This is a genomic window from Desulfatibacillum alkenivorans DSM 16219 (assembly GCF_900142135.1).
Taxonomy (GTDB): domain Bacteria; phylum Desulfobacterota; class Desulfobacteria; order Desulfobacterales; family Desulfatibacillaceae; genus Desulfatibacillum; species Desulfatibacillum alkenivorans.
Map to the genome: position 1 here is coordinate 16,428 of NZ_FQZU01000012.1, position 17,409 is coordinate 33,836.

The 17,409-nt window shown below is 56.8% G+C and carries 14 protein-coding genes; 7 read left to right on the forward strand and 7 right to left on the reverse strand.

Going from position 1 to position 17,409, the window contains the following annotated elements:
- Window positions 1–85 precede the first annotated feature (85 nt).
- Window positions 86–946, reverse strand: a complete 861-nt coding sequence (locus BUE18_RS11520; RefSeq protein ID WP_073475810.1) for a hypothetical protein — start codon at window positions 944–946, stop codon at window positions 86–88.
- A 292-nt stretch (window positions 947–1,238) separates the two neighbouring features.
- Here BUE18_RS11520 and BUE18_RS11525 point away from each other — a divergent pair, with 292 nt between their 5' ends.
- Window positions 1,239–2,009 (forward strand): hypothetical protein, encoded by a 771-nt coding sequence (locus BUE18_RS11525; RefSeq protein WP_073475812.1) that lies wholly within the window; start codon window positions 1,239–1,241, stop codon window positions 2,007–2,009.
- Here BUE18_RS11525 and BUE18_RS11530 read toward each other — a convergent pair.
- Genes BUE18_RS11530 through BUE18_RS11540 form a run of 3 tightly spaced genes read right to left on the reverse strand, consistent with a single transcriptional unit; the run spans window position 2,006 to window position 4,625 of the window.
- Complete coding sequence (locus tag BUE18_RS11530; protein WP_073475814.1) at window positions 2,006–3,145, reverse strand: glycosyltransferase family 4 protein; 1,140 nt, start codon at window positions 3,143–3,145, stop codon at window positions 2,006–2,008. The genes BUE18_RS11525 and BUE18_RS11530 overlap by 4 nt on opposite strands.
- Window positions 3,142–4,242 carry a glycosyltransferase family 4 protein gene (locus BUE18_RS11535; RefSeq protein WP_073475816.1) on the reverse strand — a complete coding sequence of 367 codons (1,101 nt, stop codon included), beginning with the start codon at window positions 4,240–4,242 and terminating at the stop codon, window positions 3,142–3,144. The genes BUE18_RS11530 and BUE18_RS11535 overlap by 4 nt, the downstream gene beginning before the upstream one ends.
- Window positions 4,243–4,244: 2 nt before the next feature.
- Entirely contained in the window at window positions 4,245–4,625 is a 381-nt protein-coding gene (locus BUE18_RS11540) for a DUF2304 domain-containing protein (RefSeq protein WP_073475817.1), read from the reverse strand.
- A gap of 155 nt (window positions 4,626–4,780) precedes the next feature.
- Here BUE18_RS11540 and BUE18_RS11545 point away from each other — a divergent pair, with 155 nt between their 5' ends.
- Both BUE18_RS11545 and BUE18_RS11550 read left to right on the forward strand, forming a co-directional pair.
- A complete protein-coding gene (locus tag BUE18_RS11545; protein ID WP_073475819.1) occupies window positions 4,781–5,515 on the forward strand; it encodes a glycosyltransferase family 2 protein in 735 nt (244 codons plus the stop codon).
- A 27-nt stretch (window positions 5,516–5,542) separates the two neighbouring features.
- Window positions 5,543–7,651 (forward strand): tetratricopeptide repeat protein, encoded by a 2,109-nt coding sequence (locus BUE18_RS11550; protein WP_073475821.1) that lies wholly within the window; start codon window positions 5,543–5,545, stop codon window positions 7,649–7,651.
- On the opposite strand, the gene BUE18_RS11555 is transcribed toward BUE18_RS11550, so the two are convergent.
- A complete protein-coding gene (locus BUE18_RS11555) occupies window positions 7,637–9,070 on the reverse strand; it encodes a B12-binding domain-containing radical SAM protein (RefSeq protein WP_073475823.1) in 1,434 nt (477 codons plus the stop codon). The two genes, BUE18_RS11550 and BUE18_RS11555, sit on opposite strands and share 15 nt — an antisense overlap.
- 3 nt (window positions 9,071–9,073) lie before the next feature.
- Window positions 9,074–10,480, reverse strand: a complete 1,407-nt coding sequence (locus BUE18_RS11560; protein WP_073475825.1) for a B12-binding domain-containing radical SAM protein — start codon at window positions 10,478–10,480, stop codon at window positions 9,074–9,076.
- A 301-nt stretch (window positions 10,481–10,781) separates the two neighbouring features.
- On the opposite strand from BUE18_RS11560, the gene BUE18_RS11565 reads away from it, so the two are divergent.
- From BUE18_RS11565 to BUE18_RS27905, 3 genes are all read left to right on the forward strand, one after another.
- A complete protein-coding gene (locus tag BUE18_RS11565) occupies window positions 10,782–13,115 on the forward strand; it encodes a tetratricopeptide repeat protein (protein ID WP_139264697.1) in 2,334 nt (777 codons plus the stop codon).
- 82 nt (window positions 13,116–13,197) lie between these two features.
- Window positions 13,198–14,199 (forward strand): tetratricopeptide repeat protein, encoded by a 1,002-nt coding sequence (locus tag BUE18_RS11570; RefSeq protein ID WP_073475828.1) that lies wholly within the window; start codon window positions 13,198–13,200, stop codon window positions 14,197–14,199.
- On the forward strand, window positions 14,200–14,340 hold the full coding sequence (locus BUE18_RS27905; RefSeq protein ID WP_170868335.1) for a hypothetical protein: 141 nt from the start codon (window positions 14,200–14,202) through the stop codon (window positions 14,338–14,340).
- A 389-nt stretch (window positions 14,341–14,729) separates the two neighbouring features.
- On the opposite strand, the gene mpl is transcribed toward BUE18_RS27905, so the two are convergent.
- A complete protein-coding gene (gene mpl, locus BUE18_RS11575) occupies window positions 14,730–16,151 on the reverse strand; it encodes a UDP-N-acetylmuramate:L-alanyl-gamma-D-glutamyl-meso-diaminopimelate ligase (RefSeq protein ID WP_073475830.1) in 1,422 nt (473 codons plus the stop codon).
- Between the two features lie 134 nt (window positions 16,152–16,285).
- Here mpl and alr point away from each other — a divergent pair, with 134 nt between their 5' ends.
- On the forward strand, window positions 16,286–17,377 hold the full coding sequence (gene alr / locus BUE18_RS11580; protein WP_073475832.1) for an alanine racemase: 1,092 nt from the start codon (window positions 16,286–16,288) through the stop codon (window positions 17,375–17,377).
- Window positions 17,378–17,409: the final 32 nt, after the last annotated feature.

The following is a 17,409-nucleotide window of genomic DNA, read 5'->3' on the forward strand; positions in this document are numbered from 1 at the left end:
CCCCACAACCAAACCGACGCCAGTGCCAAATAGGGCTTTGGTTAAAACCATCTCCCTCCGCAATATCCCCGCCCCTGAAAACAAACTATTTTTTCACCTTCTTCTTCCCGTTTTTCGACGCCAGCAACTTGGCTTCCCGGTGCTGCAAGTCTTCGGTCATGAGGTTCAACTGGGTGCGGATTTTCGCCACTTCCAGGCCGATCAGCAATTTTCTTTCCTTGGCCGAGGCCGCTTCCAACTCCGCTTTTTTAAGCGAGGGGCGATATTTTTTCGCCAGCATGGCGTACCGGTCGATTCTCCGCACCGGCCCGATGGGAATATTCACCCCCCTGAGCCCGCCGGGTATGGGCAGAGTCCAGCCAAAGGGCAGGTTGGCCTGGAAGTTCCAGGCGTCGCCGCCCTGGTGGGCGATGAGCACCAGCTTGGCCTGGGACAGGACGGCGGCCGCCACCATGCCCGCGTTGTCGTACGGCCCCACGTAATCTTCCCATTGAAAGTTGCAGTAAATGCCTTCGGGCGCCGTGCCCGTGACCTGAATCCGGCCGTCGTTCAGGCGCTCGACCAGCCCTGGCAGGTCGTAGACCTTGGTGGGCACGCCCAGCCTGCCGAAAATGGCCTTCATGCCCGGAACCCGCATGAACAGGGGGTGAGGGTAGAAGCTGCCCACAATATCCCCCAGGCCGTTGTCCAGAAAATACTTGCCCACGATGAACATAATGGGCGCCGGCGCCCATTGGGGGCCGTGGGCGGAAATGATGACCAGAGGCTTTTCCTTTTCCGGCAAAAGAGTTTTCGGATTGTATATTTTGTATTCCTTGACCGCAAATTGGAGAAACAAATTGATAATGGACTCGGCGTCTTTGACTACTATGCCTTCCCCGATTGTCGCTTCTTCGTCCATTTTTTCTTCCATCAGCAAGTCATTTTCTTTGATAACAGCAGGCAATCTGATTCCCTCCTTGTGGTAAATCGCCCCATCCGGGCGGTATTGAAATCAGATTACCACAGCCCGGCGTTTTTCTCCATGTTAAAAGGCAATAAGCCCTCCCCAACCGATGAAAATTTGTCCCGGAACATAGTTCAAGCAAGGCCTGCTCCTCAAAATTGATTGACAGACAAGCCTTCTGCTGGTAGGTTTCTCACCGCCCGGTAAAAGCCTTGCCATGCCTACCGCGGCCGCTCACGCCAAATTACTTATTCTGCATAAATGCATCACGTTATTTTTTTATGGGGGGATCATGAGCCAGGGAAAAAATATCGTCACAGAACCCTTTACGTCGCCTGTCAAATTTTTATTGGGAACCTGCGCCGCCTATGCAGTAACCTGGATTTTCAGCCTGTATTATCTGGCGGGACAGGTGGAGGGCGGCATGGAAGCTCTGACGGCCAATCCTTTTGACATTCGCGTAACCCTGATGTTCATCACGGTTTTCGGCTGCGTGATCGGCGTGGCCACCGGCCTGCTTTCCGCCAGGACCAAGGGGAAAAATTTCGCCGGCACGGTCACGGACGGATTTCTGGCCGGCCTGGCCGGGGTGGCGGGCGCCTGGATAAACTGGCTTTGGGCTTTTATGTTGGTGATATGGACGATCATCATGGCGCTGCCCGTGGCCTTTAAAGCCGTTTCCTCCTCCCAATGGCCGGGAGCCAAAGCCTTTTTCGCCTTTTTCAGCAGCGGGCCCTTCAATGCAGGCGTTCTTTCCTATTCCCACGCCTTCGCCGTCGTGTGGGTCGGCGGGGCCGTCATGGCCGTGGTGTTCATCTTTTTATTCCACCACACCCTGTACGATGGGTTCAATCCCGTGTTCAGCAAACCGACCCTGCCCGCCGTTCTGGGCATTGTGACGCTCACGGGCGTTTTGGCCGTCTTCATCCCCCAATTTGGAATCACGCTTATGGGGATGCTTTTGGCCGGCAGCATTTCAGTGGGGCCGCTTTTGTGCATCCACGACTGCCTGTGGAGCGGCAACGGCCAGCCCGTGGTCATAGAAGAACCGGTTGAGGTTTAACCGGCCGAGTTTTTTCCCAGCAGCTTTTCATAAGCCCGCAGGTGATTCTCCACAAACTCGCTTTGGGAGAAAGCCTTGCGGGCTTTTTGCGTCCATCCCCCCCGGCTGACCAGGATGACTCCGTCGGCAAGGGCCCGGGCGCTTCCCGGCTTCACAAGAATATGCCTGCCTGAAACCACTTCAGGCAAAGACCCCGCCCGGGTTGCAACCACCGGCTTATCCATGGCGCAGGCCTCGGCGCAGCAAAACCCGAATCCTTCGCTGAGGGAGGGAACAACCACGCAGTCCGCCGCCTGAATCCACTTTGGCAATTCATCTCCGGGGACGGAGTCCTTTATCAGGACGCTTTCCCATGGTAGGGATGCGGCCTTTTTTAAAATCCGCTTATATCCGGAAGCAGGCTCCCTGGAAAGAATCATGACAAGCAAGGCGTCCGGGACCTCCCTGCAGATCTTCGGGACGGCGTCCGCCAGATAGTCCGCGCCCTTCAGCATTCCCGGCCTGCCGTAGAACAGGTAGATGAACCGGGATTGTGGCAGGCCAATCTTTTTCCTGATTGATTTTTGGTCCTCGCCCTCCAATGGTTTGAAGCGCGTATAGTCCGGCGCAGGGTATGCCAAAAAGGTTTTATCCCTCGGAATTCCGTAGTGGGCCAGCCCCTTGCGGGTGCTTTGTGAGTTGCAGGAGTAGGCGTTAAAGGGCAGGGCAAGCACCGCTTTCTCCGCCGCGGCGCCCAGCCAGGCAGCCAAGCGGGGCAGCTTCAACTCTTGCCACAACGGCCCCAGGACCTCATGGGCTGTTATTATGACCGGCTTGTTCAGGATTTTCCCCGCCAGCCAGGCGGGAAAGGCGCCGTTGTAGGTGGTGGTGTGGATAACGTCCGCGTCCTTGGCCTCCCGCAAGGCCAACTTCAATCCCAGAAGGCTGAACCACATGCGGTCTCCCCATTTGGGAACCCGAACCCGCTTCACTTGCACGCCGTTCCGAATTTCCTCCATGGGAGACCCTTTTAGGCCGCACGTGACAACGACGCATTCATGGCCCCTGGCGGCAAGCCCTTCGGCCAGCGCGGCGAACAAATTTTCGCCCCCTCCCACGTGGGGCGGGTAGTATTCCACGACAAAGCAGATTTTCATCGGCGTTTTCCCGCAGTCTCCCGCGCCAGAGCCAGCATGGCGCCGGCGCTATTTTCCCACGAAAATTCCCTGGCCCGCTCCTTTCCTCTTTCCGCCATTTCCTTTTGCGTTATGGGATCTTTTAAAACCCTCCCCATGGCCTGCGCCAGTTCCTCATGATCGTAAGGATCCACAAGCAGCGCCGCGTTGCCGGCCGTCTCGGGGATGGCTCCGGCCCGGCTTGCGATCACGGGAGTTCCGCTTGCCATGGCCTCCAGGATGGGCAGGCCGAAGCCTTCGTACAGGGAAGGATACACAAAAAGCGTTGCGTTGCGGTACAGACCGGCAAGCTCTCCATCCGAGGTGTTTCCCAACGCGATCACCTTATTCCCCAACCCCAGGCGCCGGGCTTTTTCCAGCGCTAAGCCTTCCGAACCCTGAGTGTGGACCAAAACCAAAGGCGCTTTCACTTTTTTATCCTGCACCAGAATTGTGTATGCATGCAGCAGCCGATCCAGGTTTTTATGGGGCCGGGCGCTGGCGCTGGCCAGGATGTAATCGCCGCTTTTTTTGCGGCTTGTTTCTTGTGGAAAAAAGATGGGATCGCAGGCGCCGGGAATGATGCTGACCTTGTCTCTGCTCACCCCGGTATGTTCGCAAATCCTGCTTTTGGAAAACCCGGACACCGTGACGATACGGTCCGCAGCCCTGGCCGACGCTCTGAAAAGGTTTTGCATGGCCTTTTTTTCCAAAGCTGAAAAACCGTGCACGGGCTCAAAGGGGATGGCGTCGTGCATGACAAGCAGCGAGGGGCGCGACAGGCGGACAGGGCAGATATTGCCAAAGGACAGAACCGCATCGCAATGGCTGTCCTTTATGATCCCGGGCAGTAAAACCTGCTCCCACAGGACCCTGGCCCAGCGGGTTTGGGCGCTGATTGGCCCTTTGATCACAGGAGCCGCGCCTTCCAGGCCGGGCAAGCCTTCCCGGCAGCCAAAGACGATCATCGCGTCTCCTTTCGCCGTCTGCGCCATGGCCTTGACCATGTTGACCAGATAGCGCTCCATGCCGCCGCCCTTGCCCGGGGCCAGGAATGTGGCGTTGATCCCCAATCGCATGGCTATTTTTCATCTTCCTTTTCAGGTGCGGGCCAGATGCTTTTTAAGGCCCTGTTTTCCTCCCGAAGGATGGCCGTTTCCTGGGCCAACTCCGTAACCATGGTGGAAAGTCTTGAAATTTTAATGGAAAAATGCAAGGTGATGAGCATGAAAAACAGGAGGCCGAACAAAAACAACGTGGTTGTGGGCAAAACCGCCCCGATGAGTTTGGTCAGGCCCACAAGCAGGTCGTACCAGAGCACCAGCACAAACAGGGCCGCACTGGTGACGAGCCACAACCAGGCGTATTCCTCCTTGAGTTTGCGTTTATGCACCAGACTGATGATGATGCCAAACAAGGCCACGCAAACCATGAGCGCAAAGATTTTCTGCCTCGGCGTCATATCCCCCCCTCCTAAATGATTTGACCAAAGCCCCGGGGCGTTATATGAATACGCCTTCAGGCCTTGCTCTCCGGCTTTTTTCTCTAAGCCCTTGATTATCAAAGTATTGCCATAATAGCCAGTTTTAGGAATATCTCAAGGAAAAGTCCGGCAAAATGCCCAAGCACGACCAAAAAACCGCATTTTTCAGGGTGATCGCCATCATCCCGGCCTTTAACGAGCAAAAAAATATCGCCCAAGTGATCCGGGGCATTCAAACCCATGCGCCTTTCGCCCAACCTTTGGTGGTGGACGACGGCAGCAAGGACGGAACCGCGGATTCGGCGCGGCGGGCCGGAGCCCGGGTGATTCGCCTGCCGTTCAACCTGGGTTACGGCGCGGCCCTGCAAACCGGGTTCAAATTCGCCCTGGCCAACGGCTACGATTACGCCGTGCAGATCGACGGAGACGGCCAGCACGATCCCCAAAGCCTGCCCATTTTGTTGAAACCCGTGCAGAAGGGCGAGGCGGACGTGGTTCTGGGATCCCGGTTTTTGGGGGAGGGGGCCTATTCCATGCCCGCCCTGCGCTACGCCGGGGTGATGGTGTTTCGCGTTTTGGTTTCCCTGCTGATCCGAAAAAAAATCACCGACCCCACCTCCGGCTTTCAAGCCTTGAACCGGGCCGCCATGGAGCGCTTTTACGCCAGCCCCCACTATCCGGCGGACTTCCCGGACGCCGATGTAATCATCATGCTGCACCGTGCGGGGTTGCGGGTTCTGGAAGCGCCTGTTATCATGCACCCCAACCCGGACGGCCGGTCCATGCACAAGGGGATGACCCCGGTGTATTATGTGTTTAAGATGTTTTTATCCATTTTTCTGGCCCTCATTCGCAAGAACCCCTTTTAAACTCCCGGGCTTCAGCCAAGGATAGCCATGGAAAACAGCACTGCCGAAAAAAATAACGCCGGGCTCCAACGTCCCGCACCCCAAACCAACAAACTGCTTATGATCCTCGCGGGCGCCGTCCTGGCCATGGCCGCCTTGTGGGTGTATTCCAATACCCTCTCCAGCCCTTTTGTGTTCGACGACGTGCCGTTCATCCAAAGGAACGCAAACATCGCCCTAAACGATTTGACTCTGGACAGCCTGAAAACCGCGGCCTTTGACTCCACCCGCCCCCTGGCCAACCTGAGCTTCGCCCTGAACTATTATTTTTCAGGAGGCAACGAGGCCGCCTATCACATGGTGAACATCGTCCTCCATTTTCTGGCCGGCCTGGGCATGTACTATCTGCTGCTATGCCTGCTTGCCGTCCCCGGAATAGGCCAAAAAAACGCCCCCTCTCAATGGGCGCCCTTCCTGGCGGCCTTGGTGTGGCTGGTTCACCCCGTGCACACCGGTGCAGTGACCTATATTGTGCAGCGCTCCGCCGTCATGGCGTCCATGTTTTGCTTGTGGTCCATGGCCATGTACATTAAGGCGCGTCTATCGCCGCCGGGCAAGGGACGGACGTATTGGGTCCTGTCCGTTGTCTTATGGGCGCTCGCCATGGGCGGCAAGGAAATCGCCCTGGCCCTGCCTTTTGCAGCGTTGGTTTTTGAATGGTTTTTCTTTCAGGATTTACGTAAGGATTGGGCCGGCAAATTTGCGTTGATTTTGGGCGGGCTTCTGGCCGCATCCGTCATAGGGGCCTATTTGTTTCTGGGCTCCCATCCCCTGGACAGCATTTTATACGACTACAAGAATTTTGACTTCACCCTCAAGGAGCGCTTGCTGACCGAGCCGCGGGTGCTGGTTTACTACCTTAGCCTGCTTGTATATCCTTATCCCGGCAGGTTGATTTTGGATTACGGCATTCCCCCTTCCCAATCGCTTTTAAATCCCGCAACCACGTTCTATTCCATTCTGTTCATGGCCGGCTTGATCGCCGCTGCGTTACTGCTTGCCAAAAAGCGCCGCCTGGTTTCCTATGCCATTCTTTGGTTCTGCATCACCCTGTTTCTGGAGTCTTCGTTCATCCCCCTGGACCTGGCCTTTGAACATAGGCTGTATTTGCCTTCGGTCTTTCCCGTATTCGCAGTCGCCGCCTTGCTGCTTTCCAAAGAAAACCTTCGGAAGCCGGCTATTGCCAGCCTGCTGTGCATCGCCGTGATTTTTGGGGTGTGGACCCACCAGCGCAACACGGTCTGGCAAAGCGACGTTACGCTATGGCGGGATACGGTCGCCAAGGCCCCCAACAACGCCCGGGCGCACAATAATCTGGGGCTTGCCCTGGCCCATGCAGGCCAGGAAGAATCAGCTTTTAAAGAATTTCAGAAAGCCATTGAACTCAAGCCTGATTTCGCACAGGCCAATTACAATATCGGCATCAGCCTGGGCCACCAGGAAGAGCACGAAAAGGCCATTCCCTATTTTGAAAAAGCCGTAAAAAAGGAGCCGGAGAACGTCCTGTATCTGAACGACCTGGCCCTGGCCTACATGGGCGCGGGCAGGCTGGAAGATGCTATAACCCGCTTGTATCAGGCCCTGCGGATTGAGCCGGAATACGCCCCCACCCACAACAATCTTGGGGTGGCCCTGGGCGGGCAGGCCATGGTGACTCAGGCCCTGGAGCATTTCAGAAAGGCCGTGGAAATATACCCGGATTACGTGGACGCCCACCGGAACCTGGGCATCCTGCTGGGCAACCTGGACAACCACCCCAAGGCCATCGCCGAGTTTGAAAAGGTGATCAAGTTGCAGCCCAGAGATCCCCAGGCGAACTTTTTGCTCGGCCGCTCCTATGCGGCCATCGGCAAATACGAAAAAGCCGTCCTGCATTTTAGGGAGACTCTGCAAGCGGCGCCAGACTACATTCCCGCCTTGTACAATGTTGGCTTGATCTACATGGGCAAGGAGAAATACGTTGAAGCGGCGAAGTATTTTGAGAGAATCCTTAAGATCAAGCCGGAAAACATGCAGGCTTCCAGGCAATTGAAAAAATGCATAGACGAGGCCAGGGCCAATGTTCAAGCGCAGAAAGAAGCGCTAAGCCCTGAGTAGGGCGTTTGCCGCGGTGAAAAATCCGTGGGTCATGACCGCCGCGATTTCTCTGGCGCCGGTAGCCTGGCGAAGCACCGCCCGGGCGGCTCGAATATTTTGGGCCGGATTGCGCCTGGCCCGCGCCCGCAACTGCATCAACTCCCGGGCGCTCAGGCCTTGGGGAATGAAGACCGGCGCCTGCTGGCTCCAAGGCAGGGGGGCGCGATCATTTATCAGCCCCAGCGCCTTGGCGGTTTCGTATAGCTCGGCGCCCGGCAGGGGGTAAGGGAAGAAAAACTCCGTCACGTCGCTCTTCAGGGTTCCGGCTTTTGCAATGTTGCAAACAATGTCCTCCCTGGTCTCCCACAAAAAGCCCATGAGAAAATAAACCATGGTCATGATTCCGTGGGACCGGCAGGCGGCCACCGCCTTCCTGACGTCTTCAAAGCAGAGGTCTTTTCTGATCAGAGCCAGGGTGTCGGCGTCCGGGCTTTCCGCGCCCATGCTCACCCCGCAAAGGCCGGCGGATTTCATGAGGCCGGCCAGCTCAGAATCCAAAGCGTCGGCCCGGGCGTTGCAAAGCCACCTGACGCCCGGCGCCTGCTTTTTCAATTCCCGGCACAAGTCCTTCAGCCAGGTCCGGGACGCGGTGAAGGTTTCCCCCCGCATGAAAAAATCCCGAATGCCCCAATGCTCCCGGCATTCCCTGATCTCCCGGACAAGGGACTCCGGGCTGCGAAGCCTGACGGCCGCTCCGCTCACTTTATGGGCCGGGCAAAAAACGCACCGGTGGCAACAGCCCCGGTTGGCCGAGATGGTCGCCATGGGCCGGGCCGTAACCGGGCTTCGGTACAACCTGTGGTTCAGCAAACGCCGGGCCGGAAAGGGCAGGGCGGTTATGTCGTTGTCCAGGCCGGGATCCGGCGTCTCTTCAAATGCATCCCCATGGCGCAGGGTGAATCCGGACGGAATCCTTTTGTCATTCGATTGAAAGAAATCTCGCAGCGTGAACTCCGTTTCCCCCCGGATGACTCCGTCCAAAGCGGAAAAGCGCTTTAGCAGGTCTTGACGGTCTATAAAACCCATGTGTCCGCCCCGTGTGATGATCATGGCCCGGGGCAGGATTTTTCTGATTTTTTCGGCCCAGGCAAGATCCTGCACATGCCCGGGATAGGTGGAGCTGATTACGACCATATCCGGTGCGAAGGCCCCAATGATTTTTTCGATTCCGCCCTTGGAAAGACGCTCCGGCGCCGCATGGACGATCCGGCACGTTACGCCCAGATCCCCCAGAACCCCGGCCGCGTACATTTCCTCCACCGGCTCCCGGTACCTGAAAAAAGAGCCCTTGCCGATGTACGACTGGCAACGGTCTTCATACACATAAGGGCCGGGGAGCAAAAAAAGCGCCCGCCGGATTTTTTCGGGATTCAGGATCATGGGTCAATACTGCTTTCTCAATTTGAGATACATGCTCAATACGCGCGGCCAGCTTGCCTTGACCATGGCTTTCATATGCAGGCCGTACACCGCCTGGTAAAGGGCGCGAAAAAGCCCGTTTTCAGGCAGTTCGACCAGCTTCATGACCAAAGGCTCCAGCTTGGGAAAGCGCACCAGCAGGGCGAAAAACTTGTGCAGGTTGATCAGCCGCTCCCGGTCTTCCAAAGGGGCGATGCTGGTGTCGAACCAGCTTGCCGGGCATTGCTCCACCTGATCCTTGACCTGCTCCGGCGCCTGGGCGAACTGCTCGGCCATGGCCGTGCCCGGATAGGGCTGGGCCAGGGAGCACCATGCATAGTACGGCTTGATTTCCTGATTCAGGCGCACGGTTTTCATGGCCTGCTGCAAGGTCTCGCCTGGCAGGCCGAGCATGTTGTAGGTCTGGATTTTTATCCCGGATGCATGGAGGATTTCAGCGCAGCGGCGAATGTCGTCGTCCGTGGTGCTCTTATTCAAGACCGTGCGCCGAAAATGCTCGTCCCCGCTTTCCAGGCCGAACTTGACCACCCGGCACCCGGCCCTGGCCAGGGCTCTGGCGCCTTGCTCGTCCAGCCTGTCCACCCGTACATTGCAGCAAAAGGGAACCTTGATCCGGCTGGCGTATTGGTCGGAAAATTCCAGAATCCAATCCGGGTCCACGGTGAAGATGTCGTCGTTAAAGTCGATGAATTTTGTCCCGAAGGTCTGCTTCAGGTATGCCGCCTCGTCCACCACGTGGGTTACGCTTCGGCGGCGCAAATACCGCCCCTTGCCCTTGAGGATGTCCTTCAAGGCCCGGTTATAGCAGTAGCTGCAATTATACGGGCAGCCCCGGCCGGTTATCATCTTGCGGAAGGGCAGCTTTTGGATGAACGGATAGTCTTTGAACAGGTTTTTCCGGCTGGGAATGGGGATTTGGTCCAGGTCCTCCACCAAATCCGCCGGCGGATTTTTATAAACCCGCCCCTCCCGTTTGATCCAAAATCCGTCTATGTCCACGGCCGGCCCCTTGCCGTTGATGGAGGCGGCAAGGGCCGGAAAGGCGTTTTCCCCCTCCCCCCTGCAAATGGCGTCCACACAGGGATGCTCGATCACTTCGGGAAAAAAAGTCGGGTGAGGTCCGCCCATGACCACCAAAGGCGCCGGGTTTATGAATTTCTTCACCCAGGAGGCTGTCTCCAGCATTCCAGGATGCTCCCCCGTGCACACGGACATGGCGACCATTTCCGGAGAAAAGGCCTTGAGCTTGCGCGTCCAGCCCCGATCCGGCAGAAAAAACTTCACCCTATGCCCTTGCCTTTCCAGCAATTCGCAAAGAATCAAGGGACCGGTCAGTTCTTCAAAAAAATTTTGGATAAACGCCACCCTCATGTCCCGCCTCCGAATATTACAGTTAGCCTTACGCGGGGCGCCTGTCAATATTCCTGTCGTCCCAAGCCCATGAAACGGAGGAAAAAAGCCGAACAGCGGCGGCGTTCAACCGGGCGGGCTGGGCGCCCGGCACGCCTCCGGGCGTTCAGGCTTGCGCTAACCCGTGAAAACGGTTATATATCGGCAGGGTGGATTTATTTTTAAAGAAAACTGCAGGGGCCGCCGCCCCATACTGCGAAAAACCAACCACGAACTGGTTTGCTCCCGATTTTTGCGCCCCTTTCCGGAAAGGCTGCCGGCTTTGAATAGCAACAACGAACATGTGGAAACTGCAAGCAAGGAAACGCCTGCTCCGCAAAAGAGCTTCGCCGACCTGTTGCGCGACAACCAAACCCTGACGGCCTGCCTGCTGATCGCTTTGGCTGTCCTGTTTGTATACTGGTCCCTGCCGGGGCATGAGTTCATCAACCTGGACGACAAGGTTCAGATTCTGGAGAACAACGACCTGCATCGGGGCCTGGCGTCCCCGGACATCGGCTGGATGTTTTCCGTCTCTCAGCCAAGGGATTATTGGTATCCCCTGACCTGGCTCTCTCTGGCCGCCAATTACCAGTTCGGAGGACTCAACCCCTGGGGGTATCATCTGGTCAACCTGCTGTTGCATCTGGCCAGCGCCTGGCTGCTGTTTTTCGCCCTGAAAATAATGACCAAAAGGCTTTGGCCAAGCGCGCTTGTCGCCTTGCTTTTCGCGGTCCATCCTTTGAACGTGGAAGCCGTGGCCTGGGCCGTGCAGAGAAAAAGCACTCTGTCCGGCTTTTTCATCATGCTGTTTTTTCTTTCCTACGCCCGATACACGGCCAAACCCCAATGGAGCCGCTACGCCTGGGTTTGCCTGTGCTTTTTAGGGGCGCTCATGTCCAAGGCGCCGGTCATGCCCGTGATGTTCGCCTTGTTTTTGCTGGACTACTGGCCCCTATATCGGACGCCGTTGTTAAAAGGTCCGGAAGAGGCCCCCCTGGCTTCCCTTTTCGGCGGGCCGGACAAGCCCTGGCGCGCCCTGATTCTGGAAAAAGCCCCTTTGCTCCTCTTGTGCCTGGGCGTGGGATATTTGAATTATCTGGCCTTTTCGGCCAAAGGGCAGATTGTGGACGCCCAGGAAGTGGGGTATTTCCTGCGCCTTGAAAACGCCCTGTATTCCTGTATCGCCTACATGGGAAAAACCCTGTGGCCCAGGAATCTTTCCATATTCTACCCCATGCCCGAATCCATGTCCCTGGCCAAGCCCCTGGCAGCCCTGGCGCTGCTGGTTCTCGCAACCGGCGCCTGCCTGCATCTTCGCCGCAAGCGGCCTTATTTGATCGTAGGCTGGCTTTGGTACTTGGGGATCATCCTGCCTTATCTGGGGCTCTTTTTCCGCACCGGCGTGTTTCCCGCCATGGTGGACCGGGCCTTGTATCTCCCGGGTGTGGGGCTTTTTATCATGCTCGTGTGGGGGGCGTTGGACCTGTTAAAAAGTAAAAACATCCCCAAACCGGCCATGGCGATTTTGGCGGCCTTGCTCATCGCCGCTCCGGCTTTTGCGGCCAAACGTCAGGTTTATTATTGGCAAAATTCCATGACTCTGTTTTCCCAGGCTCGGGATAACACCCGGGGCAACTATCTGGCCCATCACTGCGTCGGCATCGAGTATATGGCTCAGGGGCGTTACGATCAGGCTATCGAGGAATTCCGCAAGACCCTGGAGATCAATCCTTCGTACTTAAAAGCCCGGTTCAACCTGGCCGCATCCCTGAAACGCCTGGGCCGTTTGGACCAGGCCCTGGCAGAGTTGCAAAAAGGTCTGCTTTTGCCCGACTACAAGGTCCGGACCCATTGCAAGATCGGCGCGCTGCTGGTTGACATGGGCCGTTTTAAGGAAGCCCTGCAGCATTTTTCCATGGCCCGGGACCTGGCCCCTAACGACAGCAACGTATACAACAACCTGGGCATGCTTAGCCTGAAACTGGAAGAATCCAAAGAAGCCCGGGATTTTTTCGCCAGAGCCATCCAGCTTGATCCCAGAAATTTTGAGGCCTACAACAACATGGGGTCTTTGCTGGCTGCGGCGGGCCAGGACAAGGAAGCCGCATCCTATATTCAGGCCGCCCTCAGCCTGGCGCCAAGGTCCGTGGACGCCCTGAATAACATGGCGTCCATCTATTTCAAGACCGGCAATATCGAGGCCGGAGCCAATCAATTAAACCGTATCCTGGAAATCGAGCCGGAAAACATCGAAGTCCGGAGAAACCTGGCCCTGCTTATGCTGAAAACCGGCAACCCCCTGGGCGCCCGGGACCAGCTTAAAACCATTTGCTACATTTCCCCGGATGACTTCGATGCCCAATACCTTCTGGCCACCGTGCTTATCAGCCTGGGCCGCCTGGAGGAAGCCTACACCCATCTTTCCAAAGCCCTGGAGATCAACCCGGATCATCCCGAAACCCACAACAAAATGGCCGCCGTGCTTTACAACCTGGGCTGCCAGGACGACGCCATCCGGCATCTGGAAACCGCGCTTAAAATCAATCCCGCTTATGAAAACGCCCGCCTGAACCTGGAATTGATCAAATCCCGCCAAAAGGAGCAAAAGCAGTAAATCCGGTTTTCAGTTTTGAATTGGATATGTTACAGATAATTTTCGCCTATAATCCTTAACAATCCGCCGGGATTCCAATATCATGATTTTTCGCCGTAAAGCCCCCAAAGCGTTCCGTTTATTTTTGTTGGCCGTATTTGCCTGGCTATGCGCCGTCTCCTTTGTCCACGCCCAGGATTCCAACACCCTGATTCAAGCCGCCAGGAACGGCGACCCTAACGCCCAGTTTGAACTGGCCTCCCGGTACGCCAAGGGCCAGGGCCTTCCCCTGGACATGGAGCAGTCCCTATTCTGGCTGGAAAAATCCGCCGCCCAGGACCATGTTTTGGCCCAGATGGGCCTTGCCCTGGCCTATTCCAGCGGCACGGGCGTTCCCAAAAGCATGGAAAAGGCCCTGGCATGGTGGGAGCGCGCCGCGGACCAGGGGCAGTACTCCGCCATGTATAACGCGGCTCTTATGCATCGCCAGGGAATCGGAACTCCCAAAAATCCGCAAAAGGCCGTCAAATGGCTGGAAAAAGCCGCCGATCTGGGATTGAGCGCCGCTCAAAATATGCTGGGGGACATGTATTATCAAGGCGAAGGCGTCCGCCAAAGCACGAAAAAAGCCGTCAAGTGGTATGAGAAAGCGGCGGAGCAAAAGGTGGGGCCCGCCTTCGCCTCCCTGGGCGCCGTGTATCTGCAAGGCGATAACCCGGATTATAAACAAGCCCTGGAGTGGTACCGCAAAGGCGCGGATATGGGCGACGCCGAATGCCAGAAAAACCTGGGCCTGGCCTATACCGGCCGTTGGGGAGTGCATGAAGACCTGACCCAGGCCGTGATTTGGCTCGGCAAGGCCGCCAAGCAGGGCCATACCTCAGCCCAGGTGCTGCTGGCCAAGATTTATTTTGAAAACGATATGATCGATCTGGCTGAAGAATGGGCCAAAGAGGCCGCCAAGGCCCAGGACCCCAAAGGCCTGTACCTATGGGCCAGAATCCTCATCATCCGGGAGGACCACAATCGCGCCGAGCAGGTCATGCGCCAATCCGCCGCCCTGGGCTACGCCCCGGCAAAAGCCTGGTTGGAAAGGATTGAATAAATGGATAAGCAAATCGCACATCATGTCGCCTACGAAGCATTTAAAGCATCTTCAGGATTAGCAAACCTGATCCCTTTGCTGAAAGAAAACTGCGATCAGGAAGAATATGAAATGCTTGCCAAAAAGATCGCCCCGGTTTGAACAGTTTTTCCAGATCACGATTTTTAGCCTTGCGGACCCCGGCATTGCATGCCGCTGCTGCCGGGTAATAGCGCCTATAGGCGGCATTTGATCCGTAGTTTCAGGGCTTGCCCTGCCGTTATGAAGCCAGAGGTAATTCAATTTGCAGTGTTGCTGCAGGCCGCCGCGCCCGCCAGGACGCGCTTTGCGCGGCCCCAAGTGGGTTCACGGGGGAGAGCAACTGCAATGTAACCCGGCCTGTTATGTGGGTGGCCGCGGCAGCGCAGTATCCTGCCGGGGCGCGCAGGCGCTCTTGGTTCGGCCTTGGTTTAACAGGACGCCCAGGAAGTTTTTCGAACTGACGATCTATGAAAAACCATACAAAAGCAGGCCTTCAATCCACGCCGTGTCTACAACGCATCCAGCAATCGTTGATGGATGTTTTCAAACCCGCCGTTGCTCATGATAAGGGCCAGGTCGCCGGGCTCCAGGGTTTTGGCCAAAAAGTCGATGATGCCCTGCACGTCCGCAAAAAAATGGGCGTCCTTTCCTCGGGCTTTCAGGTCCTCCACCAGTCTTTCCGACGAGAACCGTTCCTCGGGCGGAATTTTTTCCAAAAGGGCGGGCTGGGGTATGCAAATGATGTCCGCGTCATCAAATACTTCAGGGTACACATCCTGAAACACCTTACGGCGGCTGGAATTGGTCCTGGGCTCGAACACGGCGGCCACCCGGCCTTTATCGTAGAACGGCTTGACCGCCTTGATGGTTTCCCGCACGGCCGTGGGGTGGTGGGCGAAGTCGTCCATGACCGTGATATTGTTTTTCACGCCCCGGACCTGCTGGCGCCGGGCCACGCCCTTGAAGGTTTCCAACCCGGCCTGGATGCCCTCCACGGGAATGCGCAAATCGTCCACCACGGCGATTGCGGCCAGGCAGTTGAGGGCGTTGTGCCTGCCCATGAGGGGAACCTTGAATTCCGCGTAAAACTCCCCGCGCCGGAACACTTCGAGGAAGGTGTAGGGCGGCTCGGTCCTCATCTTGCCGATTCTCCAGGGCGCCTTTTCCCCGAAGCCGTAAGGCGTGATCCAGCATTCCGCCTGTTGCAGGATATCCTTTATATTGTCGTCCGCGTCGTGAAAGACCAGCAGGCTTTCCCTGGGCAGGTTTTTCAGCAGGGACGTAAACGCGCTTTTTACGTGATCCAGATCCTTGAAGATGTCGGCGTGGTCGAACTCCACGCTGGTCAGGACGGTCCTGGACGGCGTGTAATGCAGAAATTTGGGGCCTTTGTCAAAAAAGGCCGTGTCGTATTCGTCCCCTTCGATGACCATATAGGCTCCGGTCCCCACCTGGTGGTTGCTGTTGAAATTAGCCAGGATGCCGCCGATCATGAATGTCGGATCCAGGCCCACGGCGGCGATAAGCCAGGCGATGAGGGCCGAGGTGGTGGTCTTGCCGTGGGTTCCCGTAACCATGATGGGCGTCTTCTGGGAGGCGAAAAACCGGTCGATGGCCTGGGGGAACGAGCAGTAGTGCAGGCCTTTTTCCATGACCGCGACGGCCTCGGGGTTGTCCTTGGAAACCGCATTGCCGATCACCACCAGATCCGGGTTGTGGGCCAGGTTGTCCCCGGAAAATCCCTGGATGACCGGAATTCCCTTGGATTCCAAAAAGGTGCTCATGGGCGGATAAACATTGAGGTCCGAGCCCGTGATTTGGTATCCTGCTTCCTTGAGCATGCCGGCCAGGGCGCCCATGCCCGTGCCGCAAATAGCTGTCAGATGAATGGTTTGTACTTTTTCCGGGATGACGTTTTTTTCAGGATTCATGAGACGTCCCTAAATTTGGAGATTTTTTATTTCATAAACAGATTCCACCTATCCATACAGGATAGATCACGGAATCACAATCCCCTATGCAAAGCCGGATTGAAACCATCGTCCGGTTGTGCTAAGCCCGGAATATGGAACGCAAATACCTTGAAATAGATCTTAAAGCCCTGGCGCACAATTACCGCGTTTTGGCGGATTTGGCGGGGCCCGGGACGAAAATGGTTTCCGTGGTGAAAGCCGACGCTTACGGCCATGGCCTGAAGCAGGCCGCCCGAACCCTTGTGGACTGCGGAACCTACGCCCTGGGGGTATTCGACCCGGCGGACGCGGCCGTCATCCGGCAAGAAGGGATTAAGGTCCCGATCGTCTCCTTGTCCGGCATTTTTCCCTGGGAGGCCGGGGACGCCGCCAAAAACAATATTGACGCCGTGATATTCTCCATGGAGGCGGCCCAGGCTTTGTCCCAGGCCTTTTTGGAAAAAGGCGAGACAGGAAACGTGATCATCAAGGTGGACACCGGCATGGGCCGCTTGGGAATCTTCCCGGAAGATCTGCCCGCCTTTGTGGAGGCCCTGGCGCCCTTGAAGGGAATTCGCGTCACCGGCATCGCCTCCCATCTGGCCGCTTCGGAGATTCCCGACCATCCCCACACAAAGTCCCAGGTGGAGGCCTTCAAACGCGCGTCCCTTTCCATGATCAACGACACCCTGGCAAACAGCGGCGCCGTTTTGGAAGGGCTGGCCAAGGGAGTCCCTCTGGCGCGTCCGGGGATCGCCTTGTACGGCTCGGCCCCCGATCCCGGGATGAAAGGGGCGGATCTGCTCAAGCCGGTCATGACCTTCAAGACCCTGATCATCTCCCTCAAAACCCTGCCCCAGGGAAGCCCCATCAGCTACGGCATGACCTTTACCACGTCCCGGCCCTCCCTGATCGCCGCCGTGCCCGTGGGGTACGCGGACGGATATTTTCGCAGGCTGGCCAACAAAGGCGCGGCCATTGTTCACGGCAAACGGGTTCCGGTTGTGGGAACCGTATGCATGAACCTGACCATGCTGGACGTGACCGGGATAGACAATGTGCAGCCGGGCGACGAAGTGGTCCTGTTGGGGGAAAAGGACGGGCTGCGGGTGACGGGGGATGAGCTCGCCGCCTCCGCCGGAACCATCAGCTACGAAATTTATTGCAGCCTTGGGCATGCCAATCCGCGGCAGTATAAAGAGTAATCCTTAATTTATCGTTCTTAAGACGGATTTTA